Source organism: Streptomyces sp. NPDC005374 (assembly GCF_042872225.1).
Classification (GTDB): domain Bacteria; phylum Actinomycetota; class Actinomycetes; order Streptomycetales; family Streptomycetaceae; genus Streptomyces.
In genome coordinates this window covers 206,944-222,378 of sequence record NZ_JBIAKA010000012.1, presented here as the reverse complement: position 1 = coordinate 222,378, position 15,435 = coordinate 206,944, and the positions used below count along the sequence as shown (strand labels likewise).

Annotated in this window: 13 protein-coding genes; 9 read left to right on the top strand and 4 right to left on the bottom strand. The window is 69.7% G+C overall.

The annotated features are described in order from the left end of the window. The first annotated feature begins 15 nt into the window (after positions 1–15). Positions 16–834, top strand: coding sequence for an SAM-dependent methyltransferase (locus ACFYRX_RS29750; protein WP_389106066.1), 819 nt, complete (start codon positions 16–18; stop codon positions 832–834). Between the two features lie 65 nt (positions 835–899). On the opposite strand, the gene ACFYRX_RS29745 is transcribed toward ACFYRX_RS29750, so the two are convergent. After that, complete coding sequence (locus ACFYRX_RS29745; RefSeq protein ID WP_389106280.1) at positions 900–1,445, bottom strand: GNAT family N-acetyltransferase; 546 nt, start codon at positions 1,443–1,445, stop codon at positions 900–902. A 99-nt stretch (positions 1,446–1,544) separates the two neighbouring features. Here ACFYRX_RS29745 and ACFYRX_RS29740 point away from each other — a divergent pair, with 99 nt between their 5' ends. Continuing rightward, positions 1,545–2,285, top strand: coding sequence for an SDR family NAD(P)-dependent oxidoreductase (locus ACFYRX_RS29740; RefSeq protein ID WP_389106063.1), 741 nt, complete (start codon positions 1,545–1,547; stop codon positions 2,283–2,285). 18 nt (positions 2,286–2,303) lie between these two features. On the opposite strand, the gene ACFYRX_RS29735 is transcribed toward ACFYRX_RS29740, so the two are convergent. Beyond that, on the bottom strand, positions 2,304–3,542 hold the full coding sequence (locus tag ACFYRX_RS29735; RefSeq protein WP_389106278.1) for an ROK family protein: 1,239 nt from the start codon (positions 3,540–3,542) through the stop codon (positions 2,304–2,306). 262 nt (positions 3,543–3,804) lie between these two features. On the opposite strand from ACFYRX_RS29735, the gene ACFYRX_RS29730 reads away from it, so the two are divergent. Genes ACFYRX_RS29730 through ACFYRX_RS29715 form a run of 4 tightly spaced genes read left to right on the top strand, consistent with a single transcriptional unit; the run spans position 3,805 to position 10,122 of the window. Beyond that, entirely contained in the window at positions 3,805–5,184 is a 1,380-nt protein-coding gene (locus ACFYRX_RS29730; RefSeq protein WP_389106061.1) for an extracellular solute-binding protein, read from the top strand. Then, positions 5,181–6,113, top strand: coding sequence for a carbohydrate ABC transporter permease (locus ACFYRX_RS29725; RefSeq protein WP_389106058.1), 933 nt, complete (start codon positions 5,181–5,183; stop codon positions 6,111–6,113). Before ACFYRX_RS29730 ends, ACFYRX_RS29725 begins: the two co-directional genes overlap by 4 nt. Then, positions 6,113–7,006: a carbohydrate ABC transporter permease gene (locus tag ACFYRX_RS29720; RefSeq protein ID WP_389106055.1), complete on the top strand. Its 894-nt coding sequence runs from the start codon at positions 6,113–6,115 to the stop codon at positions 7,004–7,006. The genes ACFYRX_RS29725 and ACFYRX_RS29720 overlap by 1 nt, the downstream gene beginning before the upstream one ends. Positions 7,007–7,047: 41 nt before the next feature. After that, positions 7,048–10,122, top strand: a complete 3,075-nt coding sequence (locus tag ACFYRX_RS29715) for an alpha-mannosidase (protein WP_389106052.1) — start codon at positions 7,048–7,050, stop codon at positions 10,120–10,122. Positions 10,123–10,340: 218 nt separating this feature from the next. On the opposite strand, the gene ACFYRX_RS29710 is transcribed toward ACFYRX_RS29715, so the two are convergent. Both ACFYRX_RS29710 and ACFYRX_RS29705 read right to left on the bottom strand, forming a co-directional pair. Further along, positions 10,341–11,450: a sensor histidine kinase gene (locus tag ACFYRX_RS29710; protein WP_389106049.1), complete on the bottom strand. Its 1,110-nt coding sequence runs from the start codon at positions 11,448–11,450 to the stop codon at positions 10,341–10,343. Next, the gene (locus ACFYRX_RS29705) at positions 11,443–12,138 is read right to left on the bottom strand and encodes a response regulator transcription factor (protein ID WP_389106046.1); all 696 of its coding nucleotides are present in this window, start codon (positions 12,136–12,138) and stop codon (positions 11,443–11,445) included. The genes ACFYRX_RS29710 and ACFYRX_RS29705 overlap by 8 nt, the downstream gene beginning before the upstream one ends. An 87-nt stretch (positions 12,139–12,225) precedes the next feature. On the opposite strand from ACFYRX_RS29705, the gene ACFYRX_RS29700 reads away from it, so the two are divergent. From ACFYRX_RS29700 to ACFYRX_RS29690, 3 genes are all read left to right on the top strand, one after another. After that, positions 12,226–12,882, top strand: coding sequence for a M15 family metallopeptidase (locus ACFYRX_RS29700; RefSeq protein ID WP_389106044.1), 657 nt, complete (start codon positions 12,226–12,228; stop codon positions 12,880–12,882). A gap of 23 nt (positions 12,883–12,905) precedes the next feature. After that, on the top strand, positions 12,906–13,988 hold the full coding sequence (locus ACFYRX_RS29695) for an endonuclease/exonuclease/phosphatase family protein (RefSeq protein WP_389106041.1): 1,083 nt from the start codon (positions 12,906–12,908) through the stop codon (positions 13,986–13,988). A gap of 268 nt (positions 13,989–14,256) precedes the next feature. After that, a complete protein-coding gene (locus ACFYRX_RS29690) occupies positions 14,257–15,378 on the top strand; it encodes an arabinogalactan endo-beta-1,4-galactanase (RefSeq protein WP_389106039.1) in 1,122 nt (373 codons plus the stop codon). Positions 15,379–15,435 lie beyond the last annotated feature (57 nt).

Genomic DNA, 15,435 nt, shown 5'->3' with positions numbered 1-15,435 from the left:
CTTGAGAGGGACAGGATGACCAACTCGCCCGCCGCGCGGGAGATCGACACCAGTCGGCCCCACTCCGCCCGGATGTACGACTACTACCTCGGCGGCAAGGACCACTTCGACGTCGACAAGCAGGCGGCCGAATCCGTCGCGGCCACCTACCCCGGCATCTTCACGTGCGCCCGCGAGATCCGCTCCTTCATGCACCGCGCGACCCGCGTCCTGGCGCAGGAGTACGGCGTCCGGCAGTGGCTGGACATCGGCACCGGCATCCCCACCGAGCCGAACCTGCACCAGGTGGCCCAGTCCGTGGCCCCCGAGGCACGGGTGGTGTACGCCGACAACGACCCCCTGGTCCTCAAGTACGCCGAGCGTCTGATGAGGAACACGCCCGAGGGCCGAACGGCGTACGTCCAGGGCGACTTCACCGACCCCGAGGCCATCCTGGGCTCCTCCGAACTGGCCAGGACCCTCGACCTGAACCGGCCGGTGGCCCTGTCCCTCAACGCCATCCTGCACTTCGTGCCGGACGACTGGGACCCGTACGGCACCGTCGCCCGCCTCATGGACGCCCTGCCGTCGGGCAGCGCGCTGGCCGTGAGCCACTGCACGGGCGACTTCGCCCCGGAGCTCTGGGAGAAGCTCGTCGGTATCTACGCCGCCGCGGGCACCCGGGCCCAGGTCCGCAGCCAGCAGGAGGTCGCCCGCTTCTTCAAGGGCCTCGACCTGCTCGAACCCGGCGTCGCCCTGACCCACCGCTGGCGCCCCGGCGACCCGCAGGGCTCCGGTCCTGAACTCACGGACGCCGAGGTCAGCGCATGGGCCGGGGTGGGCATCAAGCCGTGACCGGAGACGGGCCGTGCGGGATCCGAGCGACCCGCACGGCCGGTCCGGGCGGCTGACGCGACCGTTCAGCCGGACGGCGTCGGCGGGGACCACACGCCGAACCACTGCTCGGCATCGAAGGCGTGGAACCGCTCGACTTCGGTGAACCCCAGCTTCGCGGCGAGGCGCATCGAGCGTTCGTTGGCGGTCTGGGTGCGCAGCACCACCGCCTCGCCGGGAAGCCCCTCGGCCACCCAGCGGAGCGCCGCAGCGCACGCCTCGGCGGCGTACCCGTGCCCCCATGCCCGCGGCAGGAACAGGTAGCCGAGTTCGGTCCTCCCGACATCGGGACGGATGTGCCCCGGTCGCTGCGCGTGCGGATCGAGCATGACCGTGCCGACCATCGTGCCGTCGAGTTCGACGGCGAACGAGCCGGGGCGTCGCCCGGGTACCTCGGGAACCTCACGTTCGAGCTCGTCGCGCGGTCGTGGGCCGCCGAGGTAGGTGTTCACCTCGGGTGCGGCGAACAGCTCGATGAACGCCGTACGGTCCCGGGCCTCGGTGGCACGGAGTACAAGCCGTCCGGTGCTGATCGGGGCAGGTGGCCAGGCGATGGTTCCGAGTTCGGGCAGAGGCATGGCGGGGAACCTATCGCACCCCTTCACCAGTGGTCAGGTGGGGGCTCTCGGCTGCCTGACCGGTCGCGGTGGACGCGTGGCAAGATCATCGTCATGAGCATCGAGCAAGGGGACCGGCCCGTCGCCCTGGTCACCGGGTCCACGTCGGGGATCGGGGAGGCCGTCGTACGGCGGCTCGCGGCGGACGGGATGCGGGTCGTCGTGCACTCGCGGCACAGCACGGAGGCCGGTCAGGCGCTCGCCGCGGAGCTCGGCGGCAGGTACGTGCGGGCCGATCTGGAGGTCGAGGAGGAGGCCCGGGAGCTGGTCGAGACCGCGCTCGGTCACTTCGGTCGGCTGGACGTGCTGGTGAACAACGCGGGCATCAGTTGGCCCATCCCGCACGCGGACCTGGCGGCGGCGACCGCGGCGGACTGGCGGCGGCTGCTGGAGGTCAATCTCATCGCTCCCTGGGTGCTGTGCACGGCGGCCCTTCCGGCGCTGCGGCGGTCTCCCGGGGGCGGCAGCATCGTGAACATCACCAGCCACGCCGGGGTACGGCCCAAGGGTTCCTCGGTGCCGTACGCGGCGAGCAAGGCGGCGCTGAACCATGTGACCCGGCTGCTCGCGGCAGCGCTCGGGCCGGAGGTCCGGGTGAACGCGGTGGCGCCGGGCCTGGTGGACACGCCGATGACGAAGGATTGGGTCCAGGCGCACGAGCTGTGGCGGGACCGCGCGCCCATGCACCGTCCGGCCCAACCCGCCGACGTGGCCGACCTGGTGGCCTCGGTCATCGGCAGCGGCTATCTGACCGGCGAGGTCATCGTGCTCGACGGCGGCCTCAACCTGACCTGAGGGACGGGGAGACCGGGGTCAGCCCGGGACGTCCGTCAGCATCCGCCACCCCGGCGCGTAGTTCCCGTGCAGGACCAGCGAGGCCGCCCCGACCGCGCCCACCGTCTCGCCGATCACGCTCTGTTCGACGGTGACCGCACGGATCGTACGGGCGACGGAGGTGCGGTTGACGGCGGCCTCGACCTCCTCGCGGATGATCGGCTCGATGCCGCGCAGCGCCTCGCCGCCGAGGACGACCCGGCTGACGTCGAGGAGGCTGGCCGCGCCCCGGGCCGCCTCACCGATACGGCGCGCGGCACGGCGTACGACATCGCAGGCGTCGGGGTCGCCGGCGCGGGCGGCTCGGCGCAGCATCTTCCAGTCGTCGTGCACCGAGTCCGGGGCGCCGGTGAGGCCGATGCGGTCGGCGGCGGCCCGGCCGTGCAGGCGCAGCAGGTCATCGATGATCGCGGCGGGGCTGACGTAGGGGCCCAGACAGTCCATGGCGCCGCAGTGGCAGACGCGGTCGCCGGGTTCCACGGCCATGTGGCCGAACTCGCCGGCGTTGCCCGAATCGCCGTGCAGGACGGTGTTGTTGAGGACGATTCCGGCTCCCACGCCGGTGCCGAGGTAGAGGAACAGGAAGCTGCCGGCGCGGTCGGCGCCGCCGATCCAGCGCTCGCCGATGGCGGCGGCGGTGGCGTCGTTGTCGAGAGCGACGGGCAGGCCGGTGGCCTCGGCGAACATGTCGGCGAGGGGGACGCGGCCCCAGCCGGGGAAGTTCGGCGGGGAGACCACGGCCCCGGTGGTGCCGTCGAGCGGGCCGGGCGCGGCGATGCCGAGGCCGAGCAGGCGGGTGCGGTCCACGGCGCTGCGGTCCAGGAGCCGCCCGGTCGCACGGGCGATGCGGTCCACGACGTCGGCCGCGTCGCCGGGGTCGGTGAGCCGGAGGCGGCGGCTGCCGATGACCTCGCCGGCCAGGTCGACCACCACGATGACCGCCGCGTCGGGGTCGAGGTGGACGCCGACAGCGCAGGCCCCATCGGCCCGCAGGGTCAGCAGGGTGCGGCGTTTGCCGCCGCTGGAGGGGGCCTGGCCGGATTCCGCCACCAGGCCGGCGTCGAGGAGCTTGCGGACGACGTTGGAGACGGTCTGGTTGGTCAGGCCGGTGAGGGCGGCCAGTTCGACCCGGCTCACCTGTCCCGTGGTGCGGATGGCATCCAGCACGACGGCCTGGTTGTAGCCGCCGACTCGCGGCAGGTTCGTCCCGCTGAGCATCGTCACCTGTCGGTCACCTGGTCCCCTCACGTCAGCCCCGCTCCCCCTTCGGAGGGCTTCGACGAGCCCTCCGACGGACGAAAGTTTACATACTCGAAGCATTGACTTCATCCATCAAATGGATTTAGCTGACGCCCATCAAATCAGGCCATCTGGCCAGTCAGCGCAGCGCGGCGCCGAGCGTGGAACCGCCGTCCGACCTGGTCTCCCGGCCCATGAACTCTCGGCTTTCCCTCAGGTTTCGCGTCCCGGAGGAACCACTGTGCGCTCGAGAATCGTCACCGCCGCGGCCCTCACCGCCGCCACCGCCCTGGCCGTCACCGGCTGCGGTTCGGGCTCGTCAGGCAGCTCGGCCAAGTCCATCAAGGTCGTCTACTGGCAGAACCTGGACAGCACGAACAAGCTCCAGGCCACCTTCCTCTCCTCGATGGTGAAGGAGTTCACCAAGGCCAACCCGGGCACCAAAGTGAACGTCGTGCCCGTGGTCGCCTCCGAGAACGACTACTACACCAAGATCCAGCTCATGATGCGCTCCCCCGCGACCGCGCCCGACCTGGTCTACGAGGACACCGCGCTCATCAACTCCGACATCGCGGGCGGCTACCTCAAGCCGCTGGACGCCTACACCGCGAAGTGGGCCGACTGGTCGCAGTACGCCAAAGCCGCGAAGGGCGCGGTGACCGGCGCGTCCGACGGCAAGGTGTACGCCGTACCGGACGACACCGACACCCGCGGTATCTGGTACAACAAGCAGCTCCTCCAGAAGGCCGGGATCCCGGTGCCCTGGCAGCCGAAGACCTGGGCCGACGTGATCGCCGCCGCCAAGAAGATCAAGGCGAAGCTGCCCGACGTGACCCCGCTCAACCTGTACACCGGCCAGGCGGGCGGCGAGGCCTCCTCCATGCAGGGCTTCGAGATGCTGCTGTACGGCACGCCGGCCGCCGACAAGTCGCTCTACGACGCCTCGCAGAAGAAGTGGGTCGTGGGCAGCCAGGGCTTCAAGGACGCGCTGGACTTCGTGCACACCGTGTACAGCCAGGGGCTCGGCCCGGCCAAGGAGCAGGCGCTCGGCGCCAACTTCGGCACCACCGTGGGCACCGAACTCATCCCCGAGGGCAAGCTGGCGATCGACATCGACGGCTCCTGGATGCCCAACAACTGGAGTTCGGCGGCGGCCAAGCCCTGGACCGAGTGGCAGTCGGTGATGGGCACCGCGGCCATGCCGACGCAGAACGGCCAGGCGCCCGGCCGTACCAGCATGTCCGGCGGGTGGGCCTGGTCGATCCCCGCGAAGGCAGCAAACCCCGATCTCGCGTGGAAGTTCGTGTCGACCACACTGCAGACGAAGACCAACGCGGCGAAGTGGAACGCCACCAACGCCAACATCGCGGTGCGCACGGACGTCGCTTCGGACCCGACGTATCTCGCGTCGGTGCCGACGAACAAGTTCTTCACCGAGCTGGTCGCCGACACCCACTACCGTCCCGGGCTGCCCGCCTACAACCAGGTCTCGACCGCGATCCAGAAGGCGATGGAGTCCGTGACGACCGGTCAGGCCTCCGTCGACAAGGCCGCCTCGACCTTCGATAACGATGTCAAGGCGGCGGTGGGCGGCGACAAGACCGTGGAGGGCTCTTCGTGACCGCTCTCGCTCCGGCGCCTCACGGGACCGGCGGTCATCCCCGCCGGTCCCGCGGGACGCCCCCTCCCGCCGTGCGCTCGCTGCTGCGCGGACTACCGACGGTCCCGGCCGTGGTCCTGCTGGCCGTGTTCCTGGCCGGACCGATCGCGTACTGCGTGTACTACGCCTTCACCGACATGCAGCTCACCGGCGCCTCCGGCACCCACTTCGTCGGCGTCGACAACTTCACCAGGGCGTTCGAGGACACCGACTTCCGCAACGCGATGTGGCTGACCCTGGTCTTCGTGGTCGGTTCCGCCGTGATCGGCCAGAACACCCTCGGGCTCGCGCTGGCCGTCCTGATGCAGAAGGCCACCAAGCCGGTACGGGCCCTGGTGAGCGGAGTCGTCATCGCCGCCTGGGTGCTGCCCGAGGTGGTCGCCGGCTATCTGATGTACGCCTTCTTCTACGACCAGGGCTCGCTCAACTCGCTGCTGGACGCACTGCATCTGCCGGACCAGAACTGGCTGTACACGATGCCGATCCTCGCGGTGTGCCTGGCCAACGTGTGGCGCGGCACCGCGTTCTCCCTGATGGTCTTCACCGCCGCCATCAACGACGTCCCGCAGGAGCTGGTGGAGGCCGCGGAGATGGACGGCGCGAACGCCTGGCAGCGGCTGTGGCGGGTGGTCCTGCCGGTCATCAGGCCTTCGATCCTGACCAACCTGATGCTGATCACGCTGCAGACGCTCTCCGTCTTCGGGCTGATCTACACCATGACCCGCGGCGGCCCCGGCAACAAGAGCGAGACCCTGCCGATCTTCATGTACCAACAGGCCTTCCAGAACAGCCTGATCGGCTACGGCACCGCCATCGCCCTCGTCCTGCTGGTGGTCGGCGCCCTGTTCTCCGTCGTGTACATCCGGCTGCTGAAACTGGAGGACGACTGATGGCCGCCGTCGCCATGACTCCGCCCGAGACCGTCACCAAGGTCCCTGCGGCGTCCGGTCGTCCGCGCGGGCGCCGGATCCGTCCGGGGCGGGTCACGGTGAACCTCGTCCTGCTCGCCGTGTCCGTGCTGTACGTCCTGCCCCTGCTGTGGATGGTGCTCGCCTCGGTGAGCGACACCAATTCCTTCCGGCTCACGTGGCCTTCGTCGCTGACCCTCGACAACTTCGACGCGGTCCTGAACGTCGACACCACCTACCGGCCGATGCTCAACAGCCTGCTGCTGTGCGGCTTCGGCACGGCGGTGACCGTGGTGGCGTCGGTGCTCGCCGCGTATCCGCTGTCGCGCTACCGGTCCCGGGTACGGCGGCCTTTCCTGTACACGATCCTGTTCTCCACGGGACTGCCCATCACCGCCGTGATGATCCCGGTCTACAGCATGTTCGTGCAGGTGAACCTGATCGACTCGATGCCCGGTACGACCCTGTTCCTGGCCGCGTCCGCGCTGCCCTTCGGGATCTGGCTGATGAAGAACTTCATGGACGGCGTCCCGATCGTCCTGGAGGAGGCCGCCCGCATCGACGGCGCCAACACCATGCAGGTGCTGTGGCGGGTGGTGCTGCCGCTGATGCGACCCGGCGTCGTCGTGGTCACCATCTTCACGTTCATCGGTATGTGGGGGAACTTCTTCGTCCCCTTCATCCTGCTGCTCTCGCCGGAGAAACTCCCCGCGTCCGTCAGCGTGTTCACCTTCCTCAGCGCCCATGACCAGACGCAGTACGGGCAGTTGTCGGCGTTCTCCCTGATCTACTCCCTGCCCGTCGTGATGCTCTACCTGCTGCTGGCCCGCAAGTTGGGCGGTGGCTTCGCGCTCGGCGGGGCCCTGAAGGGCTGAACTCCCCCCACCTCGCACTTCGCTCCGGAGAAAGACACCTGATGCACAACGACCGTGAAGTCATCGAACAGCGGCTGGCCCGCGTGCTCGACGAGCGGATTCGGCCTGCCGTCCACGCCCGGTCCGTTCCCCTCGACGTGGAGATCTGGAGTGTTCCCGGCGAGCCGGTGCCGGTCCGTGAGGGTCTGGCCGCTCCCTACCGGCCGGCCCGGGTCGGCGAGTGGTGGGGCCCCGCGTGGTCGACGAGCTGGTTCAGGGTCAGCGGGACGATTCCGGCCGAGTGGGCCGGTGCGACCGTCGAGGCCGTGCTGGATCTCGGGTTCTCCACCCATTCCGCGGGCTTCTCCGCCGAGGGGCTGGTCTACCGGGCCGACGGCTCGGCCGTGAAGGCCCTCAACCCGCGTAACACCTGGCTGCCGGTGGCCGAACAGGCCGTGGGCGGCGAGGAGTTCGTGGCCTTCGTCGAGGCCGCCGCGAACCCGGTCGTCATGCACACCGCTCCCGGCGAGCTCACCTTCGGGCCCACGTCGGTGGGCGGCCGGGCACCGTGGCTGGGCGACCCGGCCGCGGACCCCGGGGAGCCCCTGTACCGGCTGCGGCGCCTGGACCTCGCCGTGTTCGACCGGGAGGTTTACGAACTCGTGCAGGACCTGGAGGTGTTGGGGCAGCTGATGCCCGAACTGTCTCCCGACGATCCGCGCCGCTGGCAGATCCTGCGGGCGGTCGAGCGGAGCCTCGACGCGATCGACCTGCAGGACGTCAGCGGCAGCGCGGCGGCAGCGCGGTCCGCTCTCGCTCCCGTACTGGCGTCGCCCGCGCACGCGAGCGCGCACCGGATCTCGGCTGTCGGACACGCGCACATCGACACCGCATGGCTGTGGCCGCTGCGTGAGACCGTCCGCAAGGTGGCCCGCACGGTCTCCAACGTCACCCAACTCATGGACGACCACCCCGAGTTCAGGTTCGTGATGTCCCAGGCGCAGCAGCTCGCCTGGCTGAAGGAACACCGGCCGGAGGTGTACGCGCGGGCGCAGGAGAAGGCGAGGACCGGGCAGTTCCTGCCCACCGGCAGCCTGTGGGTGGAACCCGACACCAACATCAGCGGCGGCGAGGCCCTGGTGCGCCAGTTCGTGCACGGGAAGCGGTTCTTCCTGGAGGAGTTCGGCGTCGAGACCGAGGAGATGTGGCTGCCCGACACCTTCGGCTACAACGCGGCCCTGCCGCAGCTGATGAAACTGGCCGGGGTGAAGTGGTTCCTGACGCAGAAGATGTCCTGGAACACCACCAACAAGTTCCCGCACCACAGCTTCTGGTGGGAGGGCATCGACGGCACCCGGATCTTCAGCCACTTCCCGCCCGTCGACAGCTACAACGGCGAGCTGTCCGGTGCCGACATCGCCCACAGCGTGCGGAACTTCCAGGACAAGGCGGGTGCCAACCACTCCCTGATCCCCTTCGGCTACGGCGACGGCGGTGGCGGCCCCACCCGGGAGATGCTCGCCCGCGCCGAACGGTTCAGGGACCTGGAGGGCTCGGCGCGCGTCGGCGTCGAAGGCCCCGCGGACTTCTTCCGGCGCGCGCACGACGAGTACGAGGCGAACGGCGGCGCCCCCGTGTGGTCCGGGGAGCTCTACCTGGAGTTCCACCGTGGCACCCTCACCAGCCAGCTCGCCACCAAGCAGGGCAACCGGCGCAGCGAACACCTGCTGCGCGAGGCCGAGTTGTGGGCGGCGACCGCGGCCGTACGCCACGGACACCCGTATCCGTACGAGGCACTGGACCGGCTGTGGAAGACGGTGCTGCTGCACCAGTTCCACGACATCCTGCCCGGCACGTCGATCGCGTGGGTGCACCGGGAGGCGGAGGAGACGTATGCGGCCGTGGCCCGGGAACTGGAGGAGCTGATCGGAGCGGCACAGGGGACGCTGGCCGGGGAACCCGGAAGCACGGTCGTCTTCAACTCCGCGCCCCATGCCCGGGGCGGTGTAGCGGCGTTCGGCGCGGGCCCGCGCGCGGAGACCGCCGACGCGCCGGTGACGCCGGTACCGGACGGGGAGGGGTTCGTCCTCGACAACGGTCTGGTGCGGATCGTGGTGAACGCCGACGGTCTGATCACGTCCGCCTACGACCACACGGCCGGCCGGGAGGCCCTGGCGCCCGGGGCGGTCGGCAACCTGCTCCAGCTCCACCAGGACTTCCCCAACCAGTGGGACGCCTGGGACATCGACGTCTTCTACCGCAACACGGTCCGCGATCTCACCGACGCCGAGTCCGTCACGGCGACCGGTGACGCCGTGCGGGTGGTCCGATGGTTCGGCGCGTCGAGGATCGAGCAGACCCTGACCCTCCCGGCCGGTTCACACGGCCTGGTGATCGACACCGTCGTCGACTGGCACGAACGGGAGAAGCTGCTGAAGGTGGCCTTCCCCCTGGACGTCCGGGCCGCCCACTCCACCGCCGAGATCCCCTTCGGACACGTCGAGCGGCCCACCCACACCAACACCAGCTGGGACGCGGCCAAGTTCGAGACATGCGCCCACCGCTTCCTGCACGTCGGCGAGCCCGACTGGGGAGCCGCCCTGGTCAACGACTCCTCCTACGGCCACGACGTCACCCGCGACATCCGCACCGACGGCGGTACGACCACCACGGTCCGCCTCTCCCTGCTGCGCGCCGCCCGCTTCCCCGACCCGGACCAGGACCAGGGCACCCACCGGCTCGGTTACGCGCTGGTGATCGGCGCCGACGTGTCCGACGCGCGGCGCGAGGGGTACCGCTTCAACCTGCCCGAGCGGACGGTGCCCGGCAGCGCGACGGTCGCCCCGCTGGTCTCGGTGGACCACGCCGGGGTCGTCGTGGAGGCGGTCAAGCTCGCCGACGACGGCAGCGGTGACGTGGTCGTGCGCGTCTACGAGTCCCGCGGCACCCGCGCCGCAGCCACTCTCACCACCGGGTTCCCCCTGGCCTCGGCCGTCGTGACCGACCTGCTGGAACGCCCGGTGGACGACCCGTCGAGCCACCGACAGGTGGGCGGAGACGTCCGGTTGACGCTGCGACCGTTCCAGATCCTCACGCTGCGCCTGCGACCTGCCTCTGGCTCCTCGGAGCGCCGATGAGGGAACGCGCGGCGCCGCTCGACGCGGTTGAACTGGATGCGGCCGACGCGTCCGACATGCTCGACCTGGTCACGCGTGCCAGGCCCTTCTGGCTGGCCGCGCACCCATGAACTCGGCACCTACCTCGGCATCCGCGACCACGGGGGCTGGTCGCCATGGCGGGCGAATGGCTCCGGCCTCCGCCAATCTGGCGTCGTACGTCGAGACGGCCGGCTGACTCAGGCGTCGGTTCCCGCAGGGGCCACGGGGAGTTCCACGGTGATACGGATCCCGCCGGCGGAGCGCGGGGTGAGGGTGAGGGTTCCGTCGTGGGCGTGCGTGATGGTCTTGACGATGGCCAGGCCGAGGCCGACGCCGGCGTGGTCGGTGCGGACGCGTTCCGTGCCGCGCTGGAACGGTTCGGTGAGGGTCGAGGCCAGGGCCGGGGTGAGTATCTCCCCGGTGTTCTCCACCGTGAGCACCGCGGCCTCGGGGCGGACGCCGGTGGTGATCCACACGGTGCCCTGGTCGGGCAGGTTGTGGACGATCGCGTTGTGCACGAGGTTCGTGGTCAGCTGTTGCAGGAGCGCCGGCGATCCGGTCGCAGGAGTGATGTCGCCGCGGGTCTCCAGGGTGACGCCGTGCTTTTCCGCGAGGGGGAGAAGTGTCTCGGTGGCCTCTTCCACCATGAGGGACAGGTCGACGGGTTCCCGGGTGAAGGACCGCTGTTCGGCGCGGCTGACCAGGAGCAGTGCCTCGGTGAGGTCGATCGCGCGGGAGTTGACGGCATGGAGGCGCTCGACGAGTTCGCCTGTGTCGTGGCGCGGATCGGCACGGGCCACGTCGAGAAGCGACTTGGAGACCGCCAGCGGGGTGCGCAACTCGTGCGAGGCGTTGGCCGCGAATCTCCGCTGTTCGGCGACGTGGGCCTCGAGCCGGGCGAGCATCGCGTCGAAGGCGTCGGCCAGTTCGCGGAATTCGTCGTTGCGGCCCTGGAGCCGGATCCGGTGGGAGAGCGATCCGTCCGCCGCGGTGCGGGTGGCGTCCTTGATGCGGGTCAGGGGGGCGAGCATGCGGCCGGCGAGGATCCACCCTCCCAGGAGGCCGAAGATCAGCAGGAACGCCATGACCGCGGCCGCCCTCGGAGCGAAGACCTCCAGAAGGACGGACCGGATGGGGAAGACACCCGTCGGTCGGTCATCGGGGTTGATGAGCATCGCGCGGTCGGGGACGTAACGCAGGAGGAAGATCCATACGGCTGCGAGCAGGAGGGCGCCGGCGAGCATGAGGAATCCGGCGTAGCTGAGGGTGAGTTTGAGGCGGACGCTCAACCCGGGCGCTCTATCCACGGCCCCCTCCTGCGTGTTCGGGCTCCGTCTGCGGGTCGATGCGGTAGCCGACGCCCGGCACCGTGGTGATGATCCAGGGTTCACCGAGGCGTTTGCGCAGTGCCGAGACGGTGATGCGCACGGCGTTGGTGAACGGGTCGGCGTTCTCGTCCCAGGCGCGTTCCAGGAGGACTTCGGCGCTGACGACACCCCCCTCGGCGGCGACCAGGACCTCCAGGACGGCGAACTGCTTCCTGGTCAGCGCGACGTAGCGGCCGTCCCGGTAGACCTCTCTGCGGAACGGGTCCAGACGCAGACCCGCGATCTCCCGCACCGGAGGCCTGCTGTGGGCGCGTCTGCGGTCGAGTGCTCTGAGCCGCAGCGCGAGTTCCCGGAGTTCGAAGGGTTTCGTGAGGTAGTCGTCGGCGCCGAGTGCGAATCCGGAGGCCTTGTCGTCGAGACGGTCGGCGGCGGTGAGCATGAGGATCGGCATGCCGCTGCCGGAGGCGACGATGCGTGCGGCGATCTCGTCACCGGAGGGTCCGGGCACGTCTCGGTCGAGGACGGCGATGTCGTAGGCGTTGACGCTCAGCAGTTCCAGCGCGCTGTCGCCGTCGCCGGCGAGGTCGGCCGCGATGGCTTCCAGGCGCAGGCCGTCGCGGATGGCTTCCGCCAGATAAGGCTCGTCCTCGACGATCAGCACACGCATGTCCTTGATGCTACGAGCCGACGGATATCGTCGGCGTATCGAAAACCGCATACGTACCGGCAACACCGGGCCGCCTTGACTGGCGGTATGCCTCAGACCCCGCTCTCAGCACGGGCGACGCCCCGCCGGATCGGCCGGCCCCTGGTCCTCGTTCTCCTGCTTGTCGCGGCGGTGGCCGTCACCGCCGCCCTCGGCTACCGATTACTGAAGCCGCCGGCCACCTCGTCCGCCCCGTCCTCCTCGGCGCCGGCCTCCTTGACCACTCAGCGCCCCGGGCACCTCGGTGCGCTGGGCGAAGCCGATGGTGTCGTCTCCGACGACGTGACGGTCTTCGACGACCGGGTTCCGGCCGTGGCCAACCTCGATCCGGACCTGCTCGAGGCCCTCCGCCGGGCTGCCACGGACGCCGCGGACGACGGCGTCACGTTCTCCCTCAACAGCGGCTGGCGGTCCCCGGCGTACCAGGACGAGCTGCTGCGCAGGGCGGTCTCCCGGTACGGATCCGAGGACGAGGCCGCCCGATGGGTGGCCACCGCGTCGACGTCTCCTCATGTGTCGGGGCACGCGGTCGACCTCGCGCACTCCGATGCGACGGCTTGGCTCTCCGGACACGGCGCCCGGTACGGGCTGTGCCCGATCTACCGGAACGAGCCCTGGCACTACGAACTGCGCCCCGAAGCGATCTTCCACGGCTGCCCGCGGATGTATGCCGACCCGACCCAGGACCCCAGGATGCACAAGTGACCAGCGGTGAACGAGGACAGACGATGACGCAGGTGGACACGGCGGAGCCCGGGCAGCACGACGTCGGCGGACGGGACACCGGATCCGGGGCCCGGCGCGCGGGCATCCGCCGGGTGATCCGCGTCGCCTCCCGGCCGGAGCCGTGGAAACGCGGCCCGGTGCTCGCGGCGCTGGCGCTGCTGCTGGGCCTGCTCATGCTGCTGCACGCGAGGATCACGGACGTCGGGGGCCTCGGCAGCCTGGTGGAGACGTTCCTGCCGTGGTTCGGCCTGTTCGTCCCGGTGCTCCTGGCCGGGGCCCTGTGGCGCCGCTCCGCCTCCGCGGTGGCCGCGCTGCTGCTGCCGGTCCTCGTGTGGCTGAACCTCTTCGGCGGACTGCTCGCCGACAAGTCCCACTCGGGCGGCGACCTCGTCGTGGTCAGCCACAACGTCGGCGCCGACAACCCCGATCCGGCCAGCACGGCTCGCGCCCTCGCCGCCTCCGGCGCGGACCTGCTGGCCCTGGAGGAGATCACCCCGCAGGCCGCGGTCACCTACGCGAAGGAACTGGCGAAGGAGTACCGCTACCACGCGGTCAGGGGCACGGTCGGGCTGTGGAGCAAGCTGCCGCTGTCGGACACCCGGACCGTGGACGTCGCGATGCTGGGCATGGCCGGGCCACTGGCGGCGAACCTCACGGCCGAAGAGAGGGCCGCCACGCCCCGGGCGCTGCGCACCACGGTGGCCACGGACAAGGGGCCGCTGGCGGTGTACGTGGCCCATCTGGGTTCCGTGCGGGTCATGCCGAGGAACGGCTTCTGGACCAGTCAGCGGGACGCGGGCGCCGACGACCTCGGCAAGGCCCTGGCCGCCGAGCGGAACGAGCGGGTGGTGCTGCTCGGCGACCTGAACGGCACCACGGACGACCGCGCGTTCGCCGGTATCACCTCGCGGCTGCGATCGGCCCAGGACGCGGCCGGGGACGGCTTCGGCTTCAGCTGGCCGGCGACGTTCCCGGTGGCGCGGATCGACCAGATCCTGGTCCGCGGTGTGCGGCCGGAAAGCTCCTGGGTACTGCCGTCCACCGGCAGCGACCACCTTCCGGTGGCGGCCGGGATCAGCTGGTGAGCCCGACCGGCGGAGGTCACAGGAGTCCCGGTCGTCGCCACTCCTCTTCCAGGACGTGGTGGTTGCGGCAGTTCGTTTCCAGTATTTCTGTGTACGTACACACTCGACCTGCACAGCCATCAGGCCTCTAACCTCGATGAAATACCGCTGACACGCGTATTTACAGCGTCCATCAGCTCTTCTACTGTGATCGTTCACAGACACACTCCCCCATGCGCATGTCAGGCCCACCGCCGACTTGGCGCCGTCTCGACCAAAGGAGGCCGGGATGACCGTGAACGGTCCGCGCCGCATGATGAAGGCTGCCGTGCTCTTGGCCGCACTCGCCCTGCCCGCATCCCTGCTCACCACGTCCACCAGCGCTTCCGCGGCCGGCTCGCTCACCATGCGCGGTGCCGACGTGTCGACCGCCCAGCGAGCCCTCGACCTCGGCGCCAAGTACTACGACGCGAGCGGCACCGCCAAGGACCCGCTGGACATCCTCAAGGGTCTCGGCGTCAACTACGTCCGCCTGAGGGTGTGGAACAACCCCGCCAGCGGCTACAACAACAAGGCCAAGGTGCTGTCGTACGCGAAGCAGGTGAAGGCCAAGGGGCTGAAGCTGCTGGTCGACTTCCACTACTCCGACACCTGGGCGGACCCGGGCAACCAGAACAAGCCCGCAGCCTGGGCCGGCCACACCATCAGCCAGCTGCAGACCGACGTCTACGACTACACGTACGACGTCTGCAACAGCCTCAAGTCGCAGGGCACCACCCCGGACAGCGTGCAGATCGGCAACGAGATCAACGTCGGCATGCTGTGGAACGAGGGCAAGGTCGTCAACAACGACTTCACCAACCTGAGCCTGCTGCTCAAGTCGGGCTACAACGCGACCAAGGCGTGCAACAGCGGCACCCAGGTGATCATCCACACCGCCGACGCCGACAATGACGCCAACGCGCGCTGGTTCTACGACGGCATCAAGGCCCAGGGCGTCAACTGGGACATCACCGGCCTTTCCTACTACTGCCCGTGGCACGGCACGATCGCCAACATGGGAAGTGTCGAGGCCGACGTGAAGTCCCGTTACGGCAAGGACGTCGTCATCGCCGAGACCGCCTACCCGTTCACCTCGGCCAACGCGGACGGTACCGCCAACTCCATCACGACCGGCTGCTCGGGCTATCCGCTCAGCTGGCAGGGGCAGGCGGACAACTTCACCGCCGTGCAGAACGCGGCGCGCAGCAACGGCGCGATCGGGGTCTTCTACTGGGAGCCGACCTGGTACGCGGTGACCGGGAACGGGTGGAACCCGGCCGACATCAACAACAGCGGCAACGGCTGGGACAACATGGCCGTCTTCAACTGGACCGGCAATGTGAACCCGAACATCAAGTGGACCCCATAACGGGCGACATGGACCAGAACGGCACCGTCCCCGGGCGGTGCCGTTCGCCGTTCCTGT